The 18063-nt window shown below is 70.3% G+C and carries 29 protein-coding genes and 1 tRNA gene; 6 read left to right on the top strand and 24 right to left on the bottom strand.

What is annotated here, in order from left to right:
• Positions 1-23 precede the first annotated feature (23 nt).
• From rpsD to EV684_RS03045, 5 genes are all read left to right on the top strand, one after another.
• Positions 24-647, top strand: coding sequence for a 30S ribosomal protein S4 (gene rpsD, locus EV684_RS03065; RefSeq protein ID WP_132644719.1), 624 nt, complete (start codon positions 24-26; stop codon positions 645-647).
• A 157-nt stretch (positions 648-804) separates the two neighbouring features.
• Complete coding sequence (locus EV684_RS03060; protein WP_132644718.1) at positions 805-1791, top strand: DNA-directed RNA polymerase subunit alpha; 987 nt, start codon at positions 805-807, stop codon at positions 1789-1791.
• A 147-nt stretch (positions 1792-1938) separates the two neighbouring features.
• Positions 1939-2331 (top strand): 50S ribosomal protein L17, encoded by a 393-nt coding sequence (gene rplQ / locus EV684_RS03055; protein ID WP_132644717.1) that lies wholly within the window; start codon positions 1939-1941, stop codon positions 2329-2331.
• Positions 2332-2587: 256 nt separating this feature from the next.
• Complete coding sequence (locus EV684_RS03050; protein ID WP_242478392.1) at positions 2588-3484, top strand: hypothetical protein; 897 nt, start codon at positions 2588-2590, stop codon at positions 3482-3484.
• Between the two features lie 71 nt (positions 3485-3555).
• Positions 3556-3632, top strand: a tRNA-Met gene (locus tag EV684_RS03045).
• Here EV684_RS03045 and EV684_RS03040 read toward each other — a convergent pair.
• The 24 genes from EV684_RS03040 to EV684_RS02935 form a co-directional block, all read right to left on the bottom strand.
• Entirely contained in the window at positions 3611-5200 is a 1590-nt protein-coding gene (locus tag EV684_RS03040; protein WP_132644716.1) for a recombinase family protein, read from the bottom strand. The two genes, EV684_RS03045 and EV684_RS03040, sit on opposite strands and share 22 nt — an antisense overlap.
• A 126-nt stretch (positions 5201-5326) precedes the next feature.
• Complete coding sequence (locus EV684_RS03035; protein ID WP_132644715.1) at positions 5327-5584, bottom strand: hypothetical protein; 258 nt, start codon at positions 5582-5584, stop codon at positions 5327-5329.
• On the bottom strand, positions 5577-5762 hold the full coding sequence (locus EV684_RS03030) for a hypothetical protein (RefSeq protein WP_132644714.1): 186 nt from the start codon (positions 5760-5762) through the stop codon (positions 5577-5579). The genes EV684_RS03035 and EV684_RS03030 overlap by 8 nt, the downstream gene beginning before the upstream one ends.
• Positions 5763-5797: 35 nt before the next feature.
• Positions 5798-6025 carry a hypothetical protein gene (locus EV684_RS03025; RefSeq protein WP_132644713.1) on the bottom strand — a complete coding sequence of 76 codons (228 nt, stop codon included), beginning with the start codon at positions 6023-6025 and terminating at the stop codon, positions 5798-5800.
• Complete coding sequence (locus EV684_RS03020) at positions 6018-6668, bottom strand: DnaJ domain-containing protein (protein WP_200222281.1); 651 nt, start codon at positions 6666-6668, stop codon at positions 6018-6020. Before EV684_RS03020 ends, EV684_RS03025 begins: the two co-directional genes overlap by 8 nt.
• Positions 6665-7297, bottom strand: coding sequence for a hypothetical protein (locus tag EV684_RS03015; RefSeq protein WP_132644712.1), 633 nt, complete (start codon positions 7295-7297; stop codon positions 6665-6667). The genes EV684_RS03020 and EV684_RS03015 overlap by 4 nt, the downstream gene beginning before the upstream one ends.
• Positions 7287-7664 carry a hypothetical protein gene (locus tag EV684_RS03010; protein WP_132644711.1) on the bottom strand — a complete coding sequence of 126 codons (378 nt, stop codon included), beginning with the start codon at positions 7662-7664 and terminating at the stop codon, positions 7287-7289. The genes EV684_RS03015 and EV684_RS03010 overlap by 11 nt, the downstream gene beginning before the upstream one ends.
• A complete protein-coding gene (locus EV684_RS03005; RefSeq protein WP_132644710.1) occupies positions 7654-7962 on the bottom strand; it encodes a hypothetical protein in 309 nt (102 codons plus the stop codon). Before EV684_RS03005 ends, EV684_RS03010 begins: the two co-directional genes overlap by 11 nt.
• A 10-nt stretch (positions 7963-7972) precedes the next feature.
• Positions 7973-8143, bottom strand: a complete 171-nt coding sequence (locus EV684_RS23905) for a hypothetical protein (protein WP_165908377.1) — start codon at positions 8141-8143, stop codon at positions 7973-7975.
• Positions 8137-8475 (bottom strand): hypothetical protein, encoded by a 339-nt coding sequence (locus tag EV684_RS03000; protein ID WP_132644709.1) that lies wholly within the window; start codon positions 8473-8475, stop codon positions 8137-8139. Before EV684_RS03000 ends, EV684_RS23905 begins: the two co-directional genes overlap by 7 nt.
• 25 nt (positions 8476-8500) lie before the next feature.
• Positions 8501-8728: a hypothetical protein gene (locus EV684_RS02995; RefSeq protein ID WP_132644708.1), complete on the bottom strand. Its 228-nt coding sequence runs from the start codon at positions 8726-8728 to the stop codon at positions 8501-8503.
• Between the two features lie 8 nt (positions 8729-8736).
• Positions 8737-9825, bottom strand: a complete 1089-nt coding sequence (locus EV684_RS02990) for a phosphoadenosine phosphosulfate reductase domain-containing protein (RefSeq protein ID WP_132644707.1) — start codon at positions 9823-9825, stop codon at positions 8737-8739.
• Positions 9825-10739: a DNA cytosine methyltransferase gene (locus EV684_RS02985; protein ID WP_132644706.1), complete on the bottom strand. Its 915-nt coding sequence runs from the start codon at positions 10737-10739 to the stop codon at positions 9825-9827. Before EV684_RS02985 ends, EV684_RS02990 begins: the two co-directional genes overlap by 1 nt.
• Positions 10739-11599, bottom strand: a complete 861-nt coding sequence (locus EV684_RS02980) for a DNA adenine methylase (RefSeq protein WP_132644705.1) — start codon at positions 11597-11599, stop codon at positions 10739-10741. Before EV684_RS02980 ends, EV684_RS02985 begins: the two co-directional genes overlap by 1 nt.
• Positions 11599-12117, bottom strand: a complete 519-nt coding sequence (locus EV684_RS02975; RefSeq protein WP_132644704.1) for a hypothetical protein — start codon at positions 12115-12117, stop codon at positions 11599-11601. Before EV684_RS02975 ends, EV684_RS02980 begins: the two co-directional genes overlap by 1 nt.
• The gene (locus tag EV684_RS02970; RefSeq protein WP_132644703.1) at positions 12114-12842 is read right to left on the bottom strand and encodes a deoxynucleotide monophosphate kinase family protein; all 729 of its coding nucleotides are present in this window, start codon (positions 12840-12842) and stop codon (positions 12114-12116) included. Before EV684_RS02970 ends, EV684_RS02975 begins: the two co-directional genes overlap by 4 nt.
• A 25-nt stretch (positions 12843-12867) precedes the next feature.
• Positions 12868-13011, bottom strand: a complete 144-nt coding sequence (locus EV684_RS23900; protein ID WP_165908376.1) for a hypothetical protein — start codon at positions 13009-13011, stop codon at positions 12868-12870.
• Positions 13011-13217, bottom strand: a complete 207-nt coding sequence (locus EV684_RS02965) for a hypothetical protein (RefSeq protein WP_132644702.1) — start codon at positions 13215-13217, stop codon at positions 13011-13013. The genes EV684_RS23900 and EV684_RS02965 overlap by 1 nt, the downstream gene beginning before the upstream one ends.
• A 19-nt stretch (positions 13218-13236) precedes the next feature.
• A complete protein-coding gene (locus EV684_RS02960; RefSeq protein ID WP_132644701.1) occupies positions 13237-15957 on the bottom strand; it encodes a toprim domain-containing protein in 2721 nt (906 codons plus the stop codon).
• Positions 15954-16367 carry a hypothetical protein gene (locus EV684_RS02955; RefSeq protein WP_132644700.1) on the bottom strand — a complete coding sequence of 138 codons (414 nt, stop codon included), beginning with the start codon at positions 16365-16367 and terminating at the stop codon, positions 15954-15956. Before EV684_RS02955 ends, EV684_RS02960 begins: the two co-directional genes overlap by 4 nt.
• A gap of 164 nt (positions 16368-16531) precedes the next feature.
• Positions 16532-16879, bottom strand: coding sequence for an ogr/Delta-like zinc finger family protein (locus EV684_RS02950; protein WP_132644699.1), 348 nt, complete (start codon positions 16877-16879; stop codon positions 16532-16534).
• The gene (locus EV684_RS02945; protein WP_132644698.1) at positions 16876-17079 is read right to left on the bottom strand and encodes a hypothetical protein; all 204 of its coding nucleotides are present in this window, start codon (positions 17077-17079) and stop codon (positions 16876-16878) included. Before EV684_RS02945 ends, EV684_RS02950 begins: the two co-directional genes overlap by 4 nt.
• A 72-nt stretch (positions 17080-17151) precedes the next feature.
• Complete coding sequence (locus EV684_RS02940; protein WP_132644697.1) at positions 17152-17346, bottom strand: type II toxin -antitoxin system TacA 1-like antitoxin; 195 nt, start codon at positions 17344-17346, stop codon at positions 17152-17154.
• A 21-nt stretch (positions 17347-17367) separates the two neighbouring features.
• Complete coding sequence (locus tag EV684_RS02935) at positions 17368-17583, bottom strand: hypothetical protein (protein WP_132644696.1); 216 nt, start codon at positions 17581-17583, stop codon at positions 17368-17370.
• A gap of 104 nt (positions 17584-17687) precedes the next feature.
• On the opposite strand from EV684_RS02935, the gene EV684_RS02930 reads away from it, so the two are divergent.
• Positions 17688-18017 carry a helix-turn-helix domain-containing protein gene (locus EV684_RS02930; RefSeq protein WP_132644695.1) on the top strand — a complete coding sequence of 110 codons (330 nt, stop codon included), beginning with the start codon at positions 17688-17690 and terminating at the stop codon, positions 18015-18017.
• The last annotated feature ends 46 nt before the right edge of the window (positions 18018-18063 follow it).

Here is an 18063-nt window from a genome sequence, read left to right as displayed (position 1 = left end):
TCAGCAACAAAGAAGGATACGAAGTGGCACGTTATCTCGGCCCGAAGGCCAAGCTCTCCCGCCGTGAAGGCACCGACCTGTTCCTGAAGAGCGCCCGTCGCTCGATCGGCGACAAGGCCAAGTTCGACAGCAAGCCCGGCCAGCACGGCCGCACCAGCGGCTCGCGCACCTCCGACTACGGCGTCCAGCTGCGCGAGAAGCAGAAGGTCAAGCGCATGTACGGCGTGCTCGAGCGCCAGTTCCGCCGCTACTTCGCCGAAGCCGAACGCCGCAAGGGCAATACCGGTACGAACCTGCTGGCGCTGCTGGAATCGCGCCTGGACAACGTCGTCTACCGCATGGGCTTCGGCTCGACCCGCGCCGAATCGCGCCAGCTGGTTTCGCACAAGGCGATCACGGTCAACGGCCAGGTCGTCAACATCCCGTCGTACATGGTCAAGGCCGGCGACGTCGTTGGTGTTCGCGAGAAGGCGAAGACCCAGCTGCGCGTCCAGGACGCCCTGAAGCTGGCGCAGACCATCGGCCAGTGCGAGTGGGTGCAGGTCGACGCCGCCAAGATGGAAGGCGTGTTCAAGAAGGTCCCGGATCGCGACCAGTTCGGCGCCGAGATCAAGGAAGCCCTGATCGTCGAACTCTACAGCCGCTGACCGGCTGCGGCCGGCTCGTGCCGGCCGTCGCGTCGACGGTTGTTTCCATCTGGCGTTTCGCCTGCCGGGCGCGAAGCGGCTCCAAGACAAAGCCCGGCGGTCCATCAGCCTTATCGGTGTAACGAGCCGAGGGTATTGACAGGAAACCACACACTCCATGCAAACCACTCTTCTGAAGCCCAAGGCCATCCACGTCGAGCCGCTCGGCGGCTATCGCGCCAAGGCGGTGCTCGAACCGTTCGAGCGCGGCTACGGCCACACGCTGGGCAACGCTCTGCGCCGCGTGCTGCTGTCGTCGATGGTGGGCTACGCGCCGACGGAGGTCACGATCGCCGGCGTGCTGCACGAGTACTCCGCGATCGACGGCGTGCAGGAAGACGTTGTTCACATCATGCTCAACCTCAAGGGCGTGGTGTTCCGTCTGCACAACCGCGACGAAGTCACGCTGGTGCTGCGCAAGGAAGGTGAAGGCGCGGTGACCGCGGCCGACATCCAGACGCCGCACGACGTCGAGATCATCAATCCCGACCACGTGATCGCGCACCTGTCGCAAGGCGGCAAGCTCGACATGCAGATCAAGGTCGAGAAGGGCCGCGGCTACGTGCCCGGCAACCTGCGCCGCTACGGCGACGAGCCGACCAAGGCCATCGGCCGCATCGTGCTCGACGCCTCGTTCTCGCCGGTCAAGCGCGTGAGCTACGCGGTCGAGAACGCCCGCGTCGAGCAGCGCACCGACCTCGACAAGCTGGTCATGGAGATCGAGACCAACGGCGCCATCACGCCGGAAGAGGCGATCCGCCAGTCGGCCAAGATCCTCGTCGAGCAGCTCGCCGTGTTCGCGCAGCTCGAAGGCCAGGTCAGCGACATTTTCGAACCGCAGCCGCAGCGCACGCCGAATTTCGACCCGATCCTGCTGCGTCCGGTCGACGAGCTCGAGCTGACGGTGCGTTCGGCCAACTGCCTGAAGGCCGAGAACATCTACTACATCGGCGACCTGATCCAGCGCACCGAGACCGAGCTGCTGAAGACCCCGAATCTGGGTCGCAAGTCGCTCAACGAGATCAAGGAAGTGCTGGCCTCGCGCGGGCTGACCCTGGGCGCCCGCCTGGAGAACTGGCCGCCGCAAGGTCTCGACAAGCGTTGAGATCGCGGGGCCGCGCGCGGCCCCCGCTGCAAGAAACCGCTGCGGCTCCCGGTGACGGGAGCCGCGGTGTCGTAAGGGCCTTTGGGGCCCGGTCCAGCCTCGGTACCTGACACGGCCGGGGTGTCATAACCAAAGAAGGAACGCGCCATGCGCCACCGCCACGGACTCCGCAAACTGAACCGCACCAGCAGCCATCGCCTCGCGATGCTGCGCAACATGGCCAACTCGCTGATCCGCCACGAGGCGATCAAGACGACCGTGCCGAAGGCCAAGGAACTGCGCGCCGTCGTCGAGCCGCTGATCACGCTGGGCAAGACCCCGACGCTGGCCAACCGCCGCCTGGCGTTCGACCGCACCCGCGATCGCGAAGTCGTCACCAAGCTGTTCAACGAACTCGGCCCGCGCTACGCCGCTCGTCCGGGCGGCTACACCCGCATCCTGAAGATGGGCTTCCGCGTCGGCGACAACGCGCCGATGGCCTTCGTCGAGCTGGTCGACCGTCCGGAACCGGCCGAAGAGACCACCGAAGCCGCCGAATAAGGCGAGGGGCCGTCGAGAGATCGACGGCCTTTTTGTTTGCGGCGCCGCGCAACGCGGCGTCTGCCGGACGATGTCCGGCGTCTTCCCGACGGCCCGCTCGCGGTCGCTCCAAACGTTCCCCCGTCCCAAAGTCCTTGGACTCGCTGACCTGGGCCAAAGGACGCGAATGCGTCGCATCTAGACTGGCGCCATGCTGACGACAGCCGCTTCAGCGCCGGCGACAGGCCGGCCGCAGCGTTCAAGCGCGCAATGCATCATGGCGGCGATCCAGGCCGCGGTTGCGCGCCGCAGCCCGGTCCGGCTGCTGTGGCTGGCGGGAGCCGGGCTGCTGCTGGCGCTCGCCGTCGTGCTGACCGTGTTGCCACCGCCGCCGCCGGAGGTGCGCCTGTTCTCCGACGGCTGGGGTGCGTCGAGCTTCGTCGAAGGCGAGGCCTGTGCGCCCGGCGAGGCGCCCGCGGCCACGTCGGTCCTGCCCAAGCCGCCTTTGCAGGCCAGCCCGACGGACCGCATCGCGCTTGCGGCCCGCTACCTCGCCTGGGGATTGCTGCTGCCGGTGCTGCTGCCGATGGTGTTGCTGTCTCGCACGGCGATGCATCGGCATGCGGTCGCGACGCACGTCTTCCTGTTCGGTCTCGCGCCGGCCTACTTCCAATGGGGCGCCAACCCCGGCTTCGTGTCCTTGCGGCAGGCGATGGCCGAGTTCTGGCTGGCGCGCTGGCCGATGGAGGCCGGACAGGAGGCGTGGCTGGATGCCGCCGCGCTGGGTGCCTGGATGCTCGGCGGCCTGGCCGTCGGGCTCGGCAGCTGGCGTCTGCTCGCGGCGGCTTCCTGCCGGGGCGCGCTGCCCGGCGGGCCGGCGAGCGTCGTCGTGCTGCCGGTGGGCGTGGCGATGCTGACCCTGGGCCTCACCGAGCCGACGGCTGCCTATCTGCGAGGTGAGGGCGTGAACATGGCGGTGCTGCCGTGGCTGAGGGCGCTGATGCTCGCCGTCGCGGTGCTGGCCTGCGTCGCACTCGCGGCCCGCTGCATCCGGCAAGTGCCCTGCCGTGCGCGCCGTGGCCTCCTGTCCGCGGCGTGGATGCTGCCGGTGGCGCTGGGCCTGGCGCACGGCTGGGCGATGTACTTCCACTGGGTCGACCGCTACCGCGTTTGAGCCGATCCACGTCTTTGCGCGGCCGGGGCTAGCGCGGTGCGACGAAAGCGTGTTATAGTCACTTTCTCAGTCGCGGGGTGGAGCAGTCTGGTAGCTCGTTGGGCTCATAACCCAAAGGTCGCAGGTTCAAATCCTGCCCCCGCAACCAGTTCCAGAAGCAGAGCCGGTCAGCGCCAAGCGCTGTGCCGGCTCTTCCATTTCGGCCCAGTCTCCGGCGTCATCGCGCCGCAGCAGCACCTGCCCGACGATGTCGGCGAGCAGTTCGCGCGTGCGCTCCCGGTCGGAGGCGCGCTCGAGCGAGGCCTGCAGGTCCAGCAGGCGGCGCCGGTAGGCGGCCAGCGCCAGCGAGGCGGCCCGTTCCACGTCGGCCACCGGCCGCGGCGGCGCCTGCAGGGCGGCCAGCTCGGCCTCCGCGGCCTCCAGTCGGGCGCGCAGTGCGTCGCTGATTCCGACCCGGGCCACAGCATCCACCAGCCGCGAGATCTCGCCGCGTAGCTCGGCCTGGCGCGCCGCAGCCGCCCTCGCCGCGCGCGAATCCTGCGCGGTCGCCGCGCGGATGGCGGCCCTGACGCTCGCCTGCAGGTGCGCCAGCATCTCGGGGGCCAGCAGATCCTGACGCACGACGCCGAGCAGCGCCTGGTCGACGTCGCGCCGGCGGAACGCCGTGCGGTTCGCGCAGACGGCCGGCCCGCGGTCATGGTGGGCGTTGCACCCGTAGCGGCGTGCGTCGATCGCCGTCATCGGGCCGCCGCAGCTCGAGCACCGCAGGATGCCGGCGAAGAGGGTGCGCGGCTTCGCGCCCTTGCCCTGCGCGCCGTGGCGCCGGTCGCGGGCGCGCACCGCGTCCCACAGCTCGGCCGGCACGATGCGCAGCTCGGGGACCTCCCGGACCTGCCACTCCTCGCGCGGGCGGTCGACGTAGCGGCGCTTGCCGCTGTCGGGGTCCTTGAGCCACTGGCGGCGGTTCCAGATCAACTTGCCCGCGTACAGCTCGTTGTTCAGGAGCCCGGCGCCGCGCGCGCGGTCGCCGACGAGCGCCGAGACGGCCCAGGTCCCGCCGCGCGGGCTCGGCTGGCCCTCCTCGTTCAGCCGGTGGCAGATCGCCCGGGCGCTCTCACCTCCGGCGTAGGCCTCGAAGATCTCCCGCACGACCTTCGCCTCTTCCTCGACGACGACCAGGCGCCGGCCGGCGCCGCCGTCTGTCGCCTCGGAGCGGTATCCGTAGGTGACGCCGCCGACGTGGTAGCCGCGGTCGAACTGCCCGGCCAAGCCGCGGTGGGTCTTCTCCCGCAGGTCATCGAGGTACAGCTCGTTGATCAGGCCGCGCGCGATCCGCATCACCTTCCGGCCGCGCGCGCCGCTGTCGTAGCCGTCGGCCGTGCCGACGATGCGGATGCCTCGGTGCTCGAGGCGCTTCACGATGCTCTCCTGCTCGCCCAGCTCGCGCGCCAAGCGGTCCAGCCCCTCAAGCACCAGGACGTCGAAGCGGCCGGCCAGGGCTGCGGCCAGCAGCGCCTTGCCGCCCGGGCGCAGCGCTACCGGTACCGAACCTGAGATCTCCTCGTCTCCCCACTCCCCGACCAGTGACCAGCGCTCCCGCGCGATCAGGGCGCGCCCGGCGCGCACCTGGTCATCGATAGACGTTTCGCGCTGCCGGTCGCTGCTGTACCGCGCGTAGAGCACCGCGCGCAGCGGTGGGTTGGAAGACGACGACATTAGGGCGAGCTTCTCGGGAGTGGGTCGCGGCCAGCAGCTCGCGCGCGATGTCCGCGGCCAGCATCTCGACGAGCTGGCGCGCGGCGGCGTGACGGGCGGCTGGGCAGCGGGGCATGGTACGCGCGGTCACAGGTCGCCGGCGGCGGCCCGCCGGGCGTCGAAGGACGGCACCGGGCGCCGCGGCGCCGCCGCGGCGCGCGGCCGCGCCGAGGCCTCGCGCAGCCTGGCGCTGGCGTGGCAGCGGATCAGCTTGTGCCAGGTCGGGCTGGCCAGCGCCTCGTCCAGCGAGGACGGCATGCGCGGCGCGCGGTGCCGCAGCTCGGCTAGCGACAGCTGCAGGTCGTCGCGAGTCGGCGCCAGCTGCGGGGGCAGTCGCTCAGCCACGGGGCCTCCCGGCTTCCAGCGCCGACGCCGCGCGCCGATTCAGGAGTTCGGCTTCTGCCGCCGCCTCGGGTTCGCTCATGAACGGGCCTGCCTCGTAGATGCCTTCGCTGTTCACCACGTCCCAGCCGGTGATTTCACGAGCATGCGCCCCGGTGCCGCCGTCTTGGACGTCGTACACGGGTTCTGCGTGGTACCGCTCGTTGGGCCATCTGCTCATCGAGCGCCTCCAGCCTTCGGCGCATGGATCGTGATGTCGCGGTTCTCCCCTCCGTCGATCCGAACATCTCCGCTCGGTTCGTGGCCGTGGCGACGCATGACTTCCAACGTCAAGCTCACGAAGGTGCCGGTGACGATGGAGAGCGCGGTGGGGTAGTCGATAGCGAGCAGGTCTTCCACGGCGCGCTGGAAGCGCGCTCCTGCCACGTCGAGGTTGTCAGCCACGGCCACCCCCGATCGCTTCCTGGGCGGCCTGCCAGGCCGCGTTGATCGCCGCCATCTCGTGGGCGTCGCCACCGCGATCAGGGTGCCGCAGCGCCGCGAGGCGCCGGTACGCGGCCCGGGCCTGCTCCAGCGTGCTGGAGCGTGCGACGCCGAGGACCTCCCACCACTCGCGCGCTGCGCCTGGCGCCGGCAGGGCCGTGAAGCCGGTGAAGGCGCGCTCCAGGATCGCGGCGCCGCCGTGGCGCTCGATCGCCCGCATGGCGTCCAGCGTCGCGGCGATCGCGGCGAGGTTGTGCTCGACGCGCAGGTACTGGTCGACGGCGATGCAGCGGCGCGCGCCGATCGGCTCCTGCCAGTAGACGGCAGCGCCGGGATCTTCTGGCGCACGTTCGCCGGCGCGCGGCAGGCCGTCCAGGCGCGTGCGCACGTTCGTGCTGATGACGACATCCTGGCGGTCGATGCCCATGCGCTGCAGCTCCTCGAGCACGCGGCGCACCGCCTCGGTGACCGTGAGGTCCTCGAGCATCGCGTAGGCGCCGTTGCGCTGCTGCCGGCGCTTGCCGAAGTGACCGGGCCGGCGGCCGCCGGCTGGGGTGCGCTTCCAGCCTTCGGGCCAGTGCAGGGGGTAAGCGTTGATGGTCATCGTGCGGTCTCCACGCGCTTGAAGGTGGTGGCCCAGACCCAGGGATTCGCGTCCCACGAGCCGGCGCCGTTGATCTGCTCCCAGAGCCACGCGTAGGTGTCGCGCGCAGCCTCGTGCTCGCTCGCGGCGTCGCCGTCGACCGTCCATGTACGGTCTGCTCCAGAGCCGAGCGGCATCAGTCCCTCGGCGATCGCGTCCGCCTCGCTGATCGCCTTCAGCCGTTCGACGCGCACGCCGGTGATCTCCAGCGTGATGCGGCTGGCGTGTCGCGGCATGTGGATCGCGGGCGTCCAGCGCGGCTTGCCGCCGAAGTGGTCGCCGAGCCGGTCCCCGTGCTGGTAGGTGGCGCGGTAGTCGGTCTCGATCCAAGGCAAGGTCTGGCCGTCAACGCGCCGGAACGTCTCCCGCACCCACATCCGGTCGCCGGGGGCGCCGTAGGTCATGACATCGGCGACCAGCGCTTCCACGCCGACCTGCCCGAGGCGCTTGTGCTCAATGAAGGCGCCGCCAGCAAAGGCAGGATGCTCGACCGGCTGCGGCTTGACCACCCGCCGCGTCTGCGTCTTGGTGCCGGCCAGCAGCGCGCGGACCATGGGGCCGCTGAAGAGGATGGGGCGGTCAGATGCCATCTTGGGCCTCTTGGGTGATGTCGCTCTTCGCCGCAGCCTTGACGGCCGCCGCCTGGTAGCCGGCGATCCAGCCGTCATGCGCCGCGGCGCGGGCCGCGACTTCGGGCGACTTGCAGAAGAGCAGGGTGTGCTTGATCAGCTCGTCGAGGTCCGTCTCGGCGGGCTTGGGGTCGCCGTGCTGGTCCAGCTCGGCCAGCAGCGCCGGCGCGGCCTGGGTGGCCGCTTCGATGAAGCGGCGCAGCGCGCGGCCGACCGCGACGCCCTCCAGCGCACGCTGCACCGCCGCCGTCGCCTGCGTTGCGCCGCCCGGGAAGGTGGCGAGGACCTGGCGCAGCTCGGGGAGCAGGACGGACAGGTCAACCGGCATGGGCCGGCTCCGGCGTGGCGGCTTCGGGCTGCGTCTTCGCGGGCAGGTACAGGTCGCCGCAGAAGGGGCAGTGCTTGAAGTGCATGAACCCGGTCTTGCGCTTCTCGGAGTGCCCGCCGTCCTTCTTCGGGTGCACAGCCTGGACCTTGTAGGGCATGCACCCGATCATCACCATCGTGTTGTCCACGATGCTGAAGCCGTAGCCCTGAAGCTCGATCTGGACGTTGGAGATGCCCGGGTTCTTCCTGGCGTAGTGCTCGGCGAGCGCTGTCTCCAGTTCCTTCCTGCAGTTGCACATGGATCGCTCCTCAGCGCGCGCTGGCCAGCAGCGCGGCGGGTTGTTGATCAGCCTCTTGCGCGGGCTCGCCGCCCAGCTCGAAGCCCCAGATGAAGCGGCCGATGCCGACAGCCGCCAGCAGCGCGGCGACGACCGTCAGCCAGCCGATCGCCGCCGCGGCGGCGTTGAGCAGCTTCAGCACGTCGGAGCCTCCCGGTGCACGACCTCGGTGCCGGCGCGCAGGCGGCCGCTGAACGGGATCGCCAGCGCGGCGGCGGGGTCGCTGCCGAAGCTCATCAGCACCCGGTTGGCGATGCCGCGCAGGAACGCGGCCTCCTGCGCCTCGGGCGCGAAACCTGCCGCGGCGATCCAGGCCGCGCGGCCGGCTTGCTCGACGAGCCACTCGTCGGTCATCTGCTTGCCGCCGGCGGGCGGCTGCGATAGGGCGGCGCCGAGCGCGTTGACGGCGTCGACGGCCGTCGCGTTGCTGGCGTTGGCGCAGCGGCAGGCGCCGCTGCAGCTCTTCTTGCACATCGTGTGGACTCCCTCTGTTGTGCGGCTACAGCCGCGATGGCTTGCGGATTCGGGCGGCCTTGGCCGGGTCGCTGGGGACGCCGAGACCGGCGACGGCGCAGCTGGCGTTCCAGCGCTGGGCCGGGTCATCGGACGTCAGCTGCAGCTCGCGCCGGCGGCGCGCCGCGCGCGAGGCTTCGGCGCGGGCGCGGCCGGCGGGCGAGGTCAGCTCGGCGGCAACCTGGCCGCGGTAGTTCGGGTCGAAGGGGCTCATCAGGCGGTTCACTCGCAGAGGCCGTAAGCCGAGCTGCATGCCGCCGGCGGCGCGTCGGCGAACAGGTCGATCTGTTTTCCGCCGCGGCTGGTCTTCGACCACTCGACGCGCGCGCGGATGTTCATCAGCTCGGCGAAGATGACTCGGCGGTCCTTGGCCGGGTGCGCGTCGGTCATGAAGGTTGAGTAACCGTGCTTCGAGCACCGGCCGACACGAGCCTCCCACTCGGCGATGCGGTCGATCTCTTCCGGCCAGCGCGCAGCGATCTCGCGCAGCTCGCCCTTGTTGACGTTGATGCACGGCATGCAGCCGACGCGGGACATGCCGAGCCGGTAGAGCTCGTTGGGCTGAACGTCGTGAGCGGCCAGGTGCGCAAACACCTGCACCGCTGACCACTCGACCAGCGGCCGGTAGGCATACAACCTGGGAGCGATGCGCTCGAACAGCTTCGCCTTCGCGCGATTCAGGGACTCGTCGCGCCGCACGCCCTGCCAGGAGACGACACGGTGCCCCTGCTCAACCAGCTCCAGCTGGAAGGCGACGGCCATCATGGTCTTCAGCTCCTGTGTGCAGAACTGCGCCTTGCGGCTCGGGAACCGCCCCTTCAGCATGCAGAGGTCCAGGAACGGGTTGCCGGATGGATGCAGCGTCTCCAGCGCGCGACGCTTGGCCTTGTTGCTCCAGCGGACGCGCCGGCCGCCGGCCTTCTTCATGCGCGGCACCGGCTCCAGCACCGTCTTTCCGTCGCGCTTCACCTCGCGAAGTTCGACCTCGCCGGCGTTGGTGCGGCGGTAGACCGGCCGGCCGCTCGCATCGAGCCGCGGCACGCGGTCGTACTCGCGACGGGTCCGGACGTCGCGGGCGATGTACATGCGCTTGCGGGCGATGTCCTCGGCGAAGTCCGCCATCAGCCGGACGATCGTGATGCCGTGCCGAGACTCCAGGTACTCGAGGTGGCTGTAGACCAGGGCGTGCTCGTTGCCGGTGTCGCAGAAGATCGCGATGACGCGGCTCTTGGGGAACCGCCGCAGCGCGAGGTCTAGCGTGGCGTCGGAGTCCTTGCCACCGCTGCAGCTGACGACGTGGAAGACGGACATCAGGCGGCCCTCCGGATCGCGTCGATCAGCTGCGCGGCCTGGGGCGGGCAGACGGCTTGGCCGATCAGGTGCCAGGCGGTCGCCTCGTTCGCCGGCAGCAGGTAGCCGGCCGGCAGACCCATCAGCTCGCGCCCCTCGGTGGCGAGCACCATCCGCATGCGTTCGCCGTCGACGACGGCCCAGCGCGCGCGCGTCGTCAGCGTGCCGATGGGTCGCCCCAGGCTGCGGCCGGTCTCGCCGCTGCCGCTGCCGTAGTACGGCGCGACGAAGCGGGCGCCGAAACTGCGGCGGCCGGCGGCGATGCGCGCCAGCGTGCGCGCGCTGCGACCCGGCCGCTCGATCGGCGACCAGCGGCCGGCGCTGAAGTCGATCGCCGCGGCGGCGGGCTGGTGCTCGCGCCGCGGAAGCTGCAGCTCGATCGGGTGACGCGAACGCGTCGCGACCACGAAGAGGCGGCGGCGCTGCTGCGGCACGCCGGCGTCGGCAGCGTCGAGGATCATCGGCGCGAGCGCGTAGCCCAGCGCGTGCATCGCGGCGCACCAGGCCGGGTACAGCACCCAGGCCGCAAAGGCCGGGACGTTCTCCACGACGACGACCGGCGGCCGGTGGACCTCGGCGCAGGAGACCACGGCCCAGGCGGTTGCGCGCTGCGCGTCGTGGTGCGGGCGGTCCTTGCCGCGCGCCGGGCTATGGCCCTGGCACGCCGGCGATGCCAGAAGGATGTCGTGCGCCGGCGCGGCGCGGAAGTCGGCCTGCTGCAGGTCCTGGCAAGCGTGCTCGGTCTCGGGGTGATTCGCGGCGTGCCACTTGACGGCCACCGGCCAGTGGTTCGCGGCCCAGAGCACGCGGCAGCCGGCCATGCTCGCGCCGGTGCTGAAGCCGCCGGCGCCGGCGAAGAGGTCAATGGCGCGCATCAAGCGGCCTCCTCGAACAGGCCGCCGCGGCTGCGCGCCAGCGCGGCGCTGCAGGCAGGGTTGATCCACACGACCTCGGTGCGGATCGCAGCGCAGTCGGCGATGGCCCGGCGCTCGTGACGTTCCCAGCCTTGCAGGGTCTCGTCGTAGAGCGCGCTCGGATAGCCCGAGAGCACGACCATGCCGACGGCCCCCCGCAGCCGCTCCAGCAGCGCTGCGTGGTCCTCGTCGGACATCTCGTGCAAGTAGCCGTTGCTCCCCGACCGGCCGGTCTTGCCGGAGCGGGTGGAGTGCAAGTACGGCGGGTCGGCGTAGAACAGCGTGCCAGGCCCGTCCATGCGGTCGACGATGCGCTCCGCGCGGTCGTTCTCGATCAGCACGCGCATGAGGCGATCGCGCATCGCCGGGATGCAGTTCGCCCAGGTTGCCCACTCCGCGGAGTTCAGCGCACGGCCGTCGGTGAGCCGGGCCCGAAAGCCGGTGCGCGAGACGCGCGTAGCGGAGTCCGACCCGTGGCCAAGAAACGACCGGACGACCAGCCGGTGAGCGGCGTCGACATCGTCAGTGGGCTCGCCGAAAGACCACTCCAGCTCGGCGCGCGCATACGGCGTGAGCGAGCAGCGGCGCTGCAACTCCGCAGACTTCACCGGGTCCCGGAGCACGCGGAAGTAGTTCACAACGCGCTCGTCGAGGTCGTTGTAGACCTCCGCTGGAACCGGCGGCTTGAGCAGCAGCAGCGACGCCGCCCCGCCGAACAGCTCGGCGTAGGCCGAGTGCGGCGGGAAGAACTGCGCCACCCACGGTGCAAGTCGGAACTTTCCACCGTGGTACCGCAGAGCAGGCCTTCTGATCGTGGACATCAGGCGGCCTCCGCCAGTTCCGAGCGGCGCGCCGCCGGCGCCGGGTGCGCCTTCTTCAGCGGATCCAGCATCCGCTGGCACTGCATGGCGCAAGCGATCGCGGTGAGCTGGTCGACGGTCTCGGCCAGCGCATCCATCCAGTCGATGGCCTCGCGCGCCTGGGTCAGCTCCGGGCCCCGGAAGACGATGCGGCCGGTGGCCGACCAGCGCTTCACCACGCCGATCGCTGTGTCCAGGTGCTGGCGCATGCCGACGGCGGCCTCCTCGAGGTCGGCGTTGTCCGGGTGCTGCTGGCGCAGCGCGTCAGCGACCAGGCTCCACTGCAGGGCAGCCTCGGCGAGGTCCCAGAGCACGCCGGCGTCGGCCTGGCCGCGTGCGATCGCGTCGACGTTCGTCAGGTGCGCCAGCGCCAGGGCCTTGACCTGGTCGGGCGTCAGGTGCCGGCGGCGCGCTTGCCTCAGCTCCATGCGGTGGAGCAGCTCTTCCCGCGTGTGGCGGAACTGCGGGCGGCGGCTCATCGGGCACCTCCCAGGGCGGCATTGCCGAAGAGCTGGCGCACCAGCTGCTCGACGCCGTCGGCCAGGGCCTGCAGGCTGCCGTCGTTCGAGAGGTGCTCTTCGGGTTGCAGGCGCTCCAGCGCGTTGCTCGCGTGGTCGGCGGTGTCGGGCGTCAGCACTTCGACCTCGCGGCGATGCAAGCGCACCAGGCGGCCGCCGAGGGCACGCACCATCTCTGCTTCGTTGCCGAAGCGCACGTCGGTGATCACCAGGCGCATCGCGCCGGCGCCCAGCTGCTGCAGCAGCCACTCGCGCACCTGGCGCACCCAGTAGTCGGGATCGCGGTCGCGAGTGAACTCGGTCGCGTAGCGCTGCATCAGCCAGCGCGGGCTGCGCGGGGCGGCGAGGTCCAGGCCTTCGCGGCGGGCCCAGCCGATGAACGCCGGCTCCGCGCAGCGGCAGATGGCCAGCGCGCCCAGCGGCACGCCCTTGGTGCCGCGGTCCTGCAGCAGGCGCACGTCGACGCCCCAGGCCTCGGAGATCTCGCGGCGCAGCGCGTCGGCGAAGGCGATGCGGCGCCAGCCGTGGCGCTGGAGCACCTCGGCGGCGGCATCCTTGCCTGCGCCCGGCAGCCCGCACAGGCCCAGGATCGCCGGCAGAGGCGTCTGGGCCGGCGGCCAGTGGATGAAGGCGGCGACGTCGGGCCCGGCCGCGAGATCGACGCCGATGGTGGTGGGGTGGTTCATGGTCAAGTCCTCGGGGACGGGTGAATCAGCGCGCCGGCCAGAGCAGCGCGACCTGGAAGACGGCCGCCATGACGGCACCGCCGCCGGCGACGCCGTAGAGCAGCCCGAGGCGAAAGCCGATGCCCCAGGCGGTGACGTAGTGGCGCTGCACGCGCTGCACGCTTGCCATCACGAGGCCCTCCAGGCGCGCAGCAGGCGGGGCAGGCCGAAGCGGTCGACGGCGCGGTCCTCGGCGGCGCGCGCCGACGGCGCGAGCTCGCTGTAGGCGCGGCGGCGGCCGTCGTCGTCGACGTGCACGACGGCGTAGCGCTGCAGCGCCGGGCCGGGCATGGCCGCCGCCGCGGCCGGGGACGAATGGACGAGTGCGAGGTGCATGGAGCCTCCCTGGTGGTGGTCAGTGCTTGCCGGTGGGCTTGACGCCCGGCTTGAGGAAGCGGTGGCAGAACAGCACCGCGGCGACGTTTTCCCCGCGAGCGCGGAGGCCGCTGTTGACGTTCTTGCTGTCGACGTAGAGGCGCGACCGGCTGGTCTTCAGCACCTTCTTGACGTCGCCCAGCGGCGGCAGCGTCTGCCCGTGCTCGCGCGCGACCTCGTAGACGTGGTTGAGGTTGACGGCGATGACGTCTTCGTCGCGCGCGTGGTTGAGCGCCTGGAAGTTCTCCAGGTACTCGAAGACCTCCCAGAACTCGGCCACCATCGGGTGGTCGGCGCTGATCGCCGCCTGGCGCTGCACGGCCATCGTGTCGATCTGGGCCTGCAGGGCGGCGAGCTGCTCATCGGTGATCGGCGCCACCAGGCACAGCGCGTCGGCCAGCGCCTTCATCTGCGCGTGGTTCTTCGCGATCCGGGTGCTCTTCACCAGCGTCTGCAGGTGGGCCTCGTGCACCGGCGTGCGCTCGGCGACCTTGGCCAGCACCTGGGCCTCGGCCGTCGCGGCGCGCAGCACGAAGCCGCTGACCTGCTCGACCGGCATGCTTTCCAGCGTGATCGCTGCTTCGCGCGTCGCCGGCGTCTGCCCCTTGCGGTCGAAGTCGAGGTGCACGATCCGCTGCAGGATCGCGTCGGAGGCGGCGACCTGGTTGTTCTGGCTGATGACGATCGCGCCGCGGAAGGGCGGCTCGTAGGTCTCATTGCCGCCGGTGGCCATGCCGCGGGCGCGCACGCTGCGGCCGTTGAAGCAGGTCTTCAACTCGTCCCAATCGAACGACTTGACGTGCGGGTTGTCGCCGGTGCGCTCGCGGTCGCTCTCGATCAGGACGACCGGCAGGTTGGACACCTGGGCGAAGTTCCGGGCCCGGGCCGCGAGCGAGGACTTCGACGGGTCGAAGCCCTCGTAGTCGCGCCGGCCAACCAGCTTCCAGAGGAACTCGATCAGCGTCGACTTGCCGGCGCCGGCCTCGCCGACGACCTCGAGGAACGGGTACGACTTCTGCGAGCCGCGGATCTGCTCGGCGAACAGCGCGCCGAACCAGAACGTGAGGGCGGCCAGCCCCTTGGCGCCGAAGCACCGCCACAGCAGGCCCAGCCAGTCGGCCCGGTAGTCCTGCGCGTCCCTGTTGATGCTGAGGGCGACGGACTGGTTGAGGCTCTTCAGCGCGAGCTTGTTGCCGAGGTCGAAGAAGTCCTCGGCGTTGATCTCGTGCACCTGACCGCCTTGCACAGCGACGTCGCCCAGCACGTAGGCGCCGTGGGTGGCCGAGTAGCCGATGAAGTCGACCGTCTCCACGCGTTTGATCGCGTAGAGCTGCCGCTCCATCATTCGTTCGAGCATCTGGCTCGTGCCGCTGAAGACGGCGCCAGGCGCGATGCCCAGCAGCCGCTTCTTGAACTCGGCCGCGGCGCTGAGTTGGGCCGCGCTGAAGGTGTTCTTGACCGGCGCCGCGTCGTGCGGGAACTCGACGCGGAAGTAGTACCAGCTCTCGTCGGTGAGCTTGTTCTCCTGGAAGTACAGCGGCACCGGGAAGCAGTTGGCGATCGGGCGGATCGTGTGGCTCTTCTTCAGAGCCTCCTCGCGCAGTTCCTCTTCGCTGCGCTTGCCCTCGTCGTCCTTCTCCAACTGCTGGAAGGCCCGGTTGAAGGCCTCCACGTCCAGCTTGAACCAGTACAGGCGCCGGCGGAAATCGAAGTCGAACTCGGGCCGTGCGCCGCCGCTGTGGCGGTACATCAGCAGGCCCTTGGCGCTGGCGCTCTCGGCGATCAGCAGCGCGCCGTGGTAGCGGTACTCCTCGAGGTCCTTGGCCTCAAGGCGCCCGCGCTGGTGCATGTCGTTCCAGTCGAGCTTGCCGCGGCCGCTCTGCGGGATCTGCGCGGCCTCGCAGGTCCAGCCTTCCTTGCGCGCCCGCTCGACGTGCTTGAGCGTGTAGGCGCGACCAGCTGCGTCCCCGTCGAGTGCCCAGACGAGGGTAGGCGGCTCTACGCCCCGAGCGGCCGCGGCGATGCGCAGCTCGGCGAGCGCCTTCTCGGGGTAGTTGTTGCAGCTGAGCGCGGCGACGGCCGGGACAGCGTGGTGGAAGTGCGCGATCGCGTCGAAGATTCCTTCGACGATCCAGATCTCGCGGCACTCGGCCGGCAGCATGCCGGGCGGCTGCCACCACTGGCCGCGGTAGCTGGAGCCTGCCTTGAAGTGCGCCTTCTTTTTCCCGAAGCGCTCGGGCCTGTCGATGATCCGCTGCCAGTAGGTGTCGCCGACGGCGAAGCGGACGGTCGCGCTGCCGGCGCCGCGGCCGTTGTCGGCCTCGTCGTCCCAGTAGTGCTCCTGGGTGTACCAGCCATTGATCAGCGCGAGCTGGAAGCCGCGCCCCTCGGACATGTACAGGTCAGCCGCGGCGCGCGGGTTGGGAGGCTCTGACGGGTTGGCCGCAGCCCGATCCTTGGCGCGCTTGCTCCAGTCGCTGAACAGGTGCGGGTACAGGTCCTTGACGTGGGCCTCGTAGCCACAGTTGTTCAGCCGCGCGCATTTCACGACCCAGGGCGCATTGCCGATCGCCCACAGCTCGCGCTTGCCGCAGCTCGGGCAGGTGCCCTTGCGCAGCCAGCGCTCCTTGCCGGAGCCCTCTTCCTTGAACCCGAACTCGCCCAGCTCTTCCAGGACGGCCTTGAGCAGGTCGGGGCTCACGCTGCACCCGCTCCGGTCGCCGCCTTCGGCTTGTACGCGGTGAACTGCAGCGTGCAGCGGCGGCGGTCCACCGTGGTGGTCAGCTTCACCGACTCGTAGCTACCGTGGTCCCGGCACTCGACGAGCTTCCAGCCGAGCTCGAGCAGGGCTGCCTTCAGCCGCTGGCCCCAGTCGCCCGCGAACATCGGGTCGCTCAAGTACACGACCTTGTCGAAAGCGCCGATCGTGCTGAGCTGGCCGTATGAGATCTTCACGCCCTTGGCAGCCAGCGCCGGGCGGAAGGTGTCCAGCACCTGCAGCTGAACGGCGAGGCGTTCCAGCACTGCGAGCGCCGTGCGGTGGCGTTCCAGTTCGTGCTCCAGCGCCGCTTCAGCCAGGGGGGCGGCGTCGCGCCGGGCGAGCTGTTGCATGACGCCCTCGTATGAGGACTTGGCGGGTGATCGGCGGGGGCGTGTGGCCATGGCGGTCTCGTAGGCGTGAGCTGATCCGCAGGGGCCTCCGAACAGGCCCTGCAGCGGGTGGTTTTGGGTGGGTTCAGCCGGTCAGGCGGGGCCTGACGGGGTGGGTGGTGCGGTCATCCGGTCGCCTCGAACAGGTCGCCGGTGGAGTCGCTGGCGGCTTGGCCAGCGGGCCATTCGTCGCTGCTGCGCGCCGGCGGCAGCGTCGAGATCTGCGTGGCGATGACGCCGCGGCGGATGTGGCTCGACAGCGGCAGGTGCACGTCGGTGCGCGGCGTCGAGGAGAGCCCGATCGTGCGCACGGCTTCGACGGCTACGACGAAGCGGTGGTTGCACTCGGGGTTGGTGCAGAGGTAGTCGACCTCGGTCAGCACGCGCGAGATGCGGCGGTCGCGCTGGCCGACGCACCGCGCGTCGCAGTGCGGGCAGCGGACACCCAGGCGTGCGGCGCGCGGGCGGCTCATGAGCGGTTACCTCGCTGGGGGGGGCCGGCCACCAACTGCAGCGCGCGGCCGCGGCCGTTGCTGGTGTGCGCAGCTCGGCGCAGCCGGGCCTTCGCCAGCATCTCGGCGGCCTGCTCGATCGAGTCCAGGCCGTGGCGCTGCCGCACTTGCTCGAGCAGCGCGGTGTCGGCCTCGCTGAGCTGGATGTCGTGCTCGGGCATTGAAGAGGGTGCTTTCCGTCAGACGTTTTGGCGACGAGCTGGTGCGCAACAGGTGCTGTTCAGCTCCTGGCGTCAGGCCGAGCGGCGCTCGACACTCTGGGTGGCTGCCGCCAGCACCTGCTGGGCTTCCTTGATGACGATCTGCCGCAGGAACGTGCTCACCTGCTCGCCCTGGTAGTTCGCCAGGGCGGTGACGAGGTCGTGCTCGTAGTCGTCGAGCCGGATCGTCAGGCGGTTGTCGCGGACGCGCTTCGGGTCGGGGTACATGCTCAGATTCCTCGGTGATTGCTACTCAGGGAGGACCTTCTGGTCGGCGCGGTACGCCTGGAGGCCGCGAAGGAACAGCAGCCGCGCGAGTGCAGCCGTCGACCGTGCTTCTCGGGCCGCCAGGGCTTCCAGCTCGGCCTTCTCTTCCTCCAGGAGCCGGAGCGCGACCGGGGTGCGGGAGAGCACGCCGTTCGGCGCGCGCTTGCGCGGTGGCTGCGAGTTAGCGGGTGCGGGCATGCGGCAAGGGCTCCGAGGGCACACGGTGTGTATCCTCGTGTGCGGTAGTGGATACACAACTTTAGGTTGCCAAAACACTACTTGTCAACAATGAAAGTGGCTTTGTGTCTGATCTTGCTGATCGCCTACGCGAAGAACGCGCACGACTCGGACTCACGCAGACCGAGTTCGGAGCTCTTGGCCAGGTCTCGAAGGACGCCCAGTTGAGGTACGAGCGCGGGGATCGCGTGCCGGACGCGGCTTACCTTGCCGCCGTGGCGGGCCACGGTGTCGACGTGCTCTACGTCGTGACAGGTGTCCGTTCGGCCACCTTCTCCGATCGCCTCAGCTCAGAGCAGGTCTCGCTGCTGGAGCACTACGCCGCGGCCACCGATGAGGGCAAAGCGGCAGTGCGGTACGTCCTCACTGCGCTCGCTCAAGTCGCCAAGCGCTGAGCCGGTGGCATGGTGCTGGCCCACGCGCCGATAGCGCGGAGGCCAC

Origin of the sequence: Rubrivivax gelatinosus, from assembly GCF_004340905.1 — a bacterium.
GTDB classification, from domain to species: domain Bacteria; phylum Pseudomonadota; class Gammaproteobacteria; order Burkholderiales; family Burkholderiaceae_C; genus Rubrivivax; species Rubrivivax gelatinosus.
The sequence above is the reverse complement of the archived record's forward strand: the minus strand, read 5'-3'. Positions and strand labels throughout refer to the sequence as shown.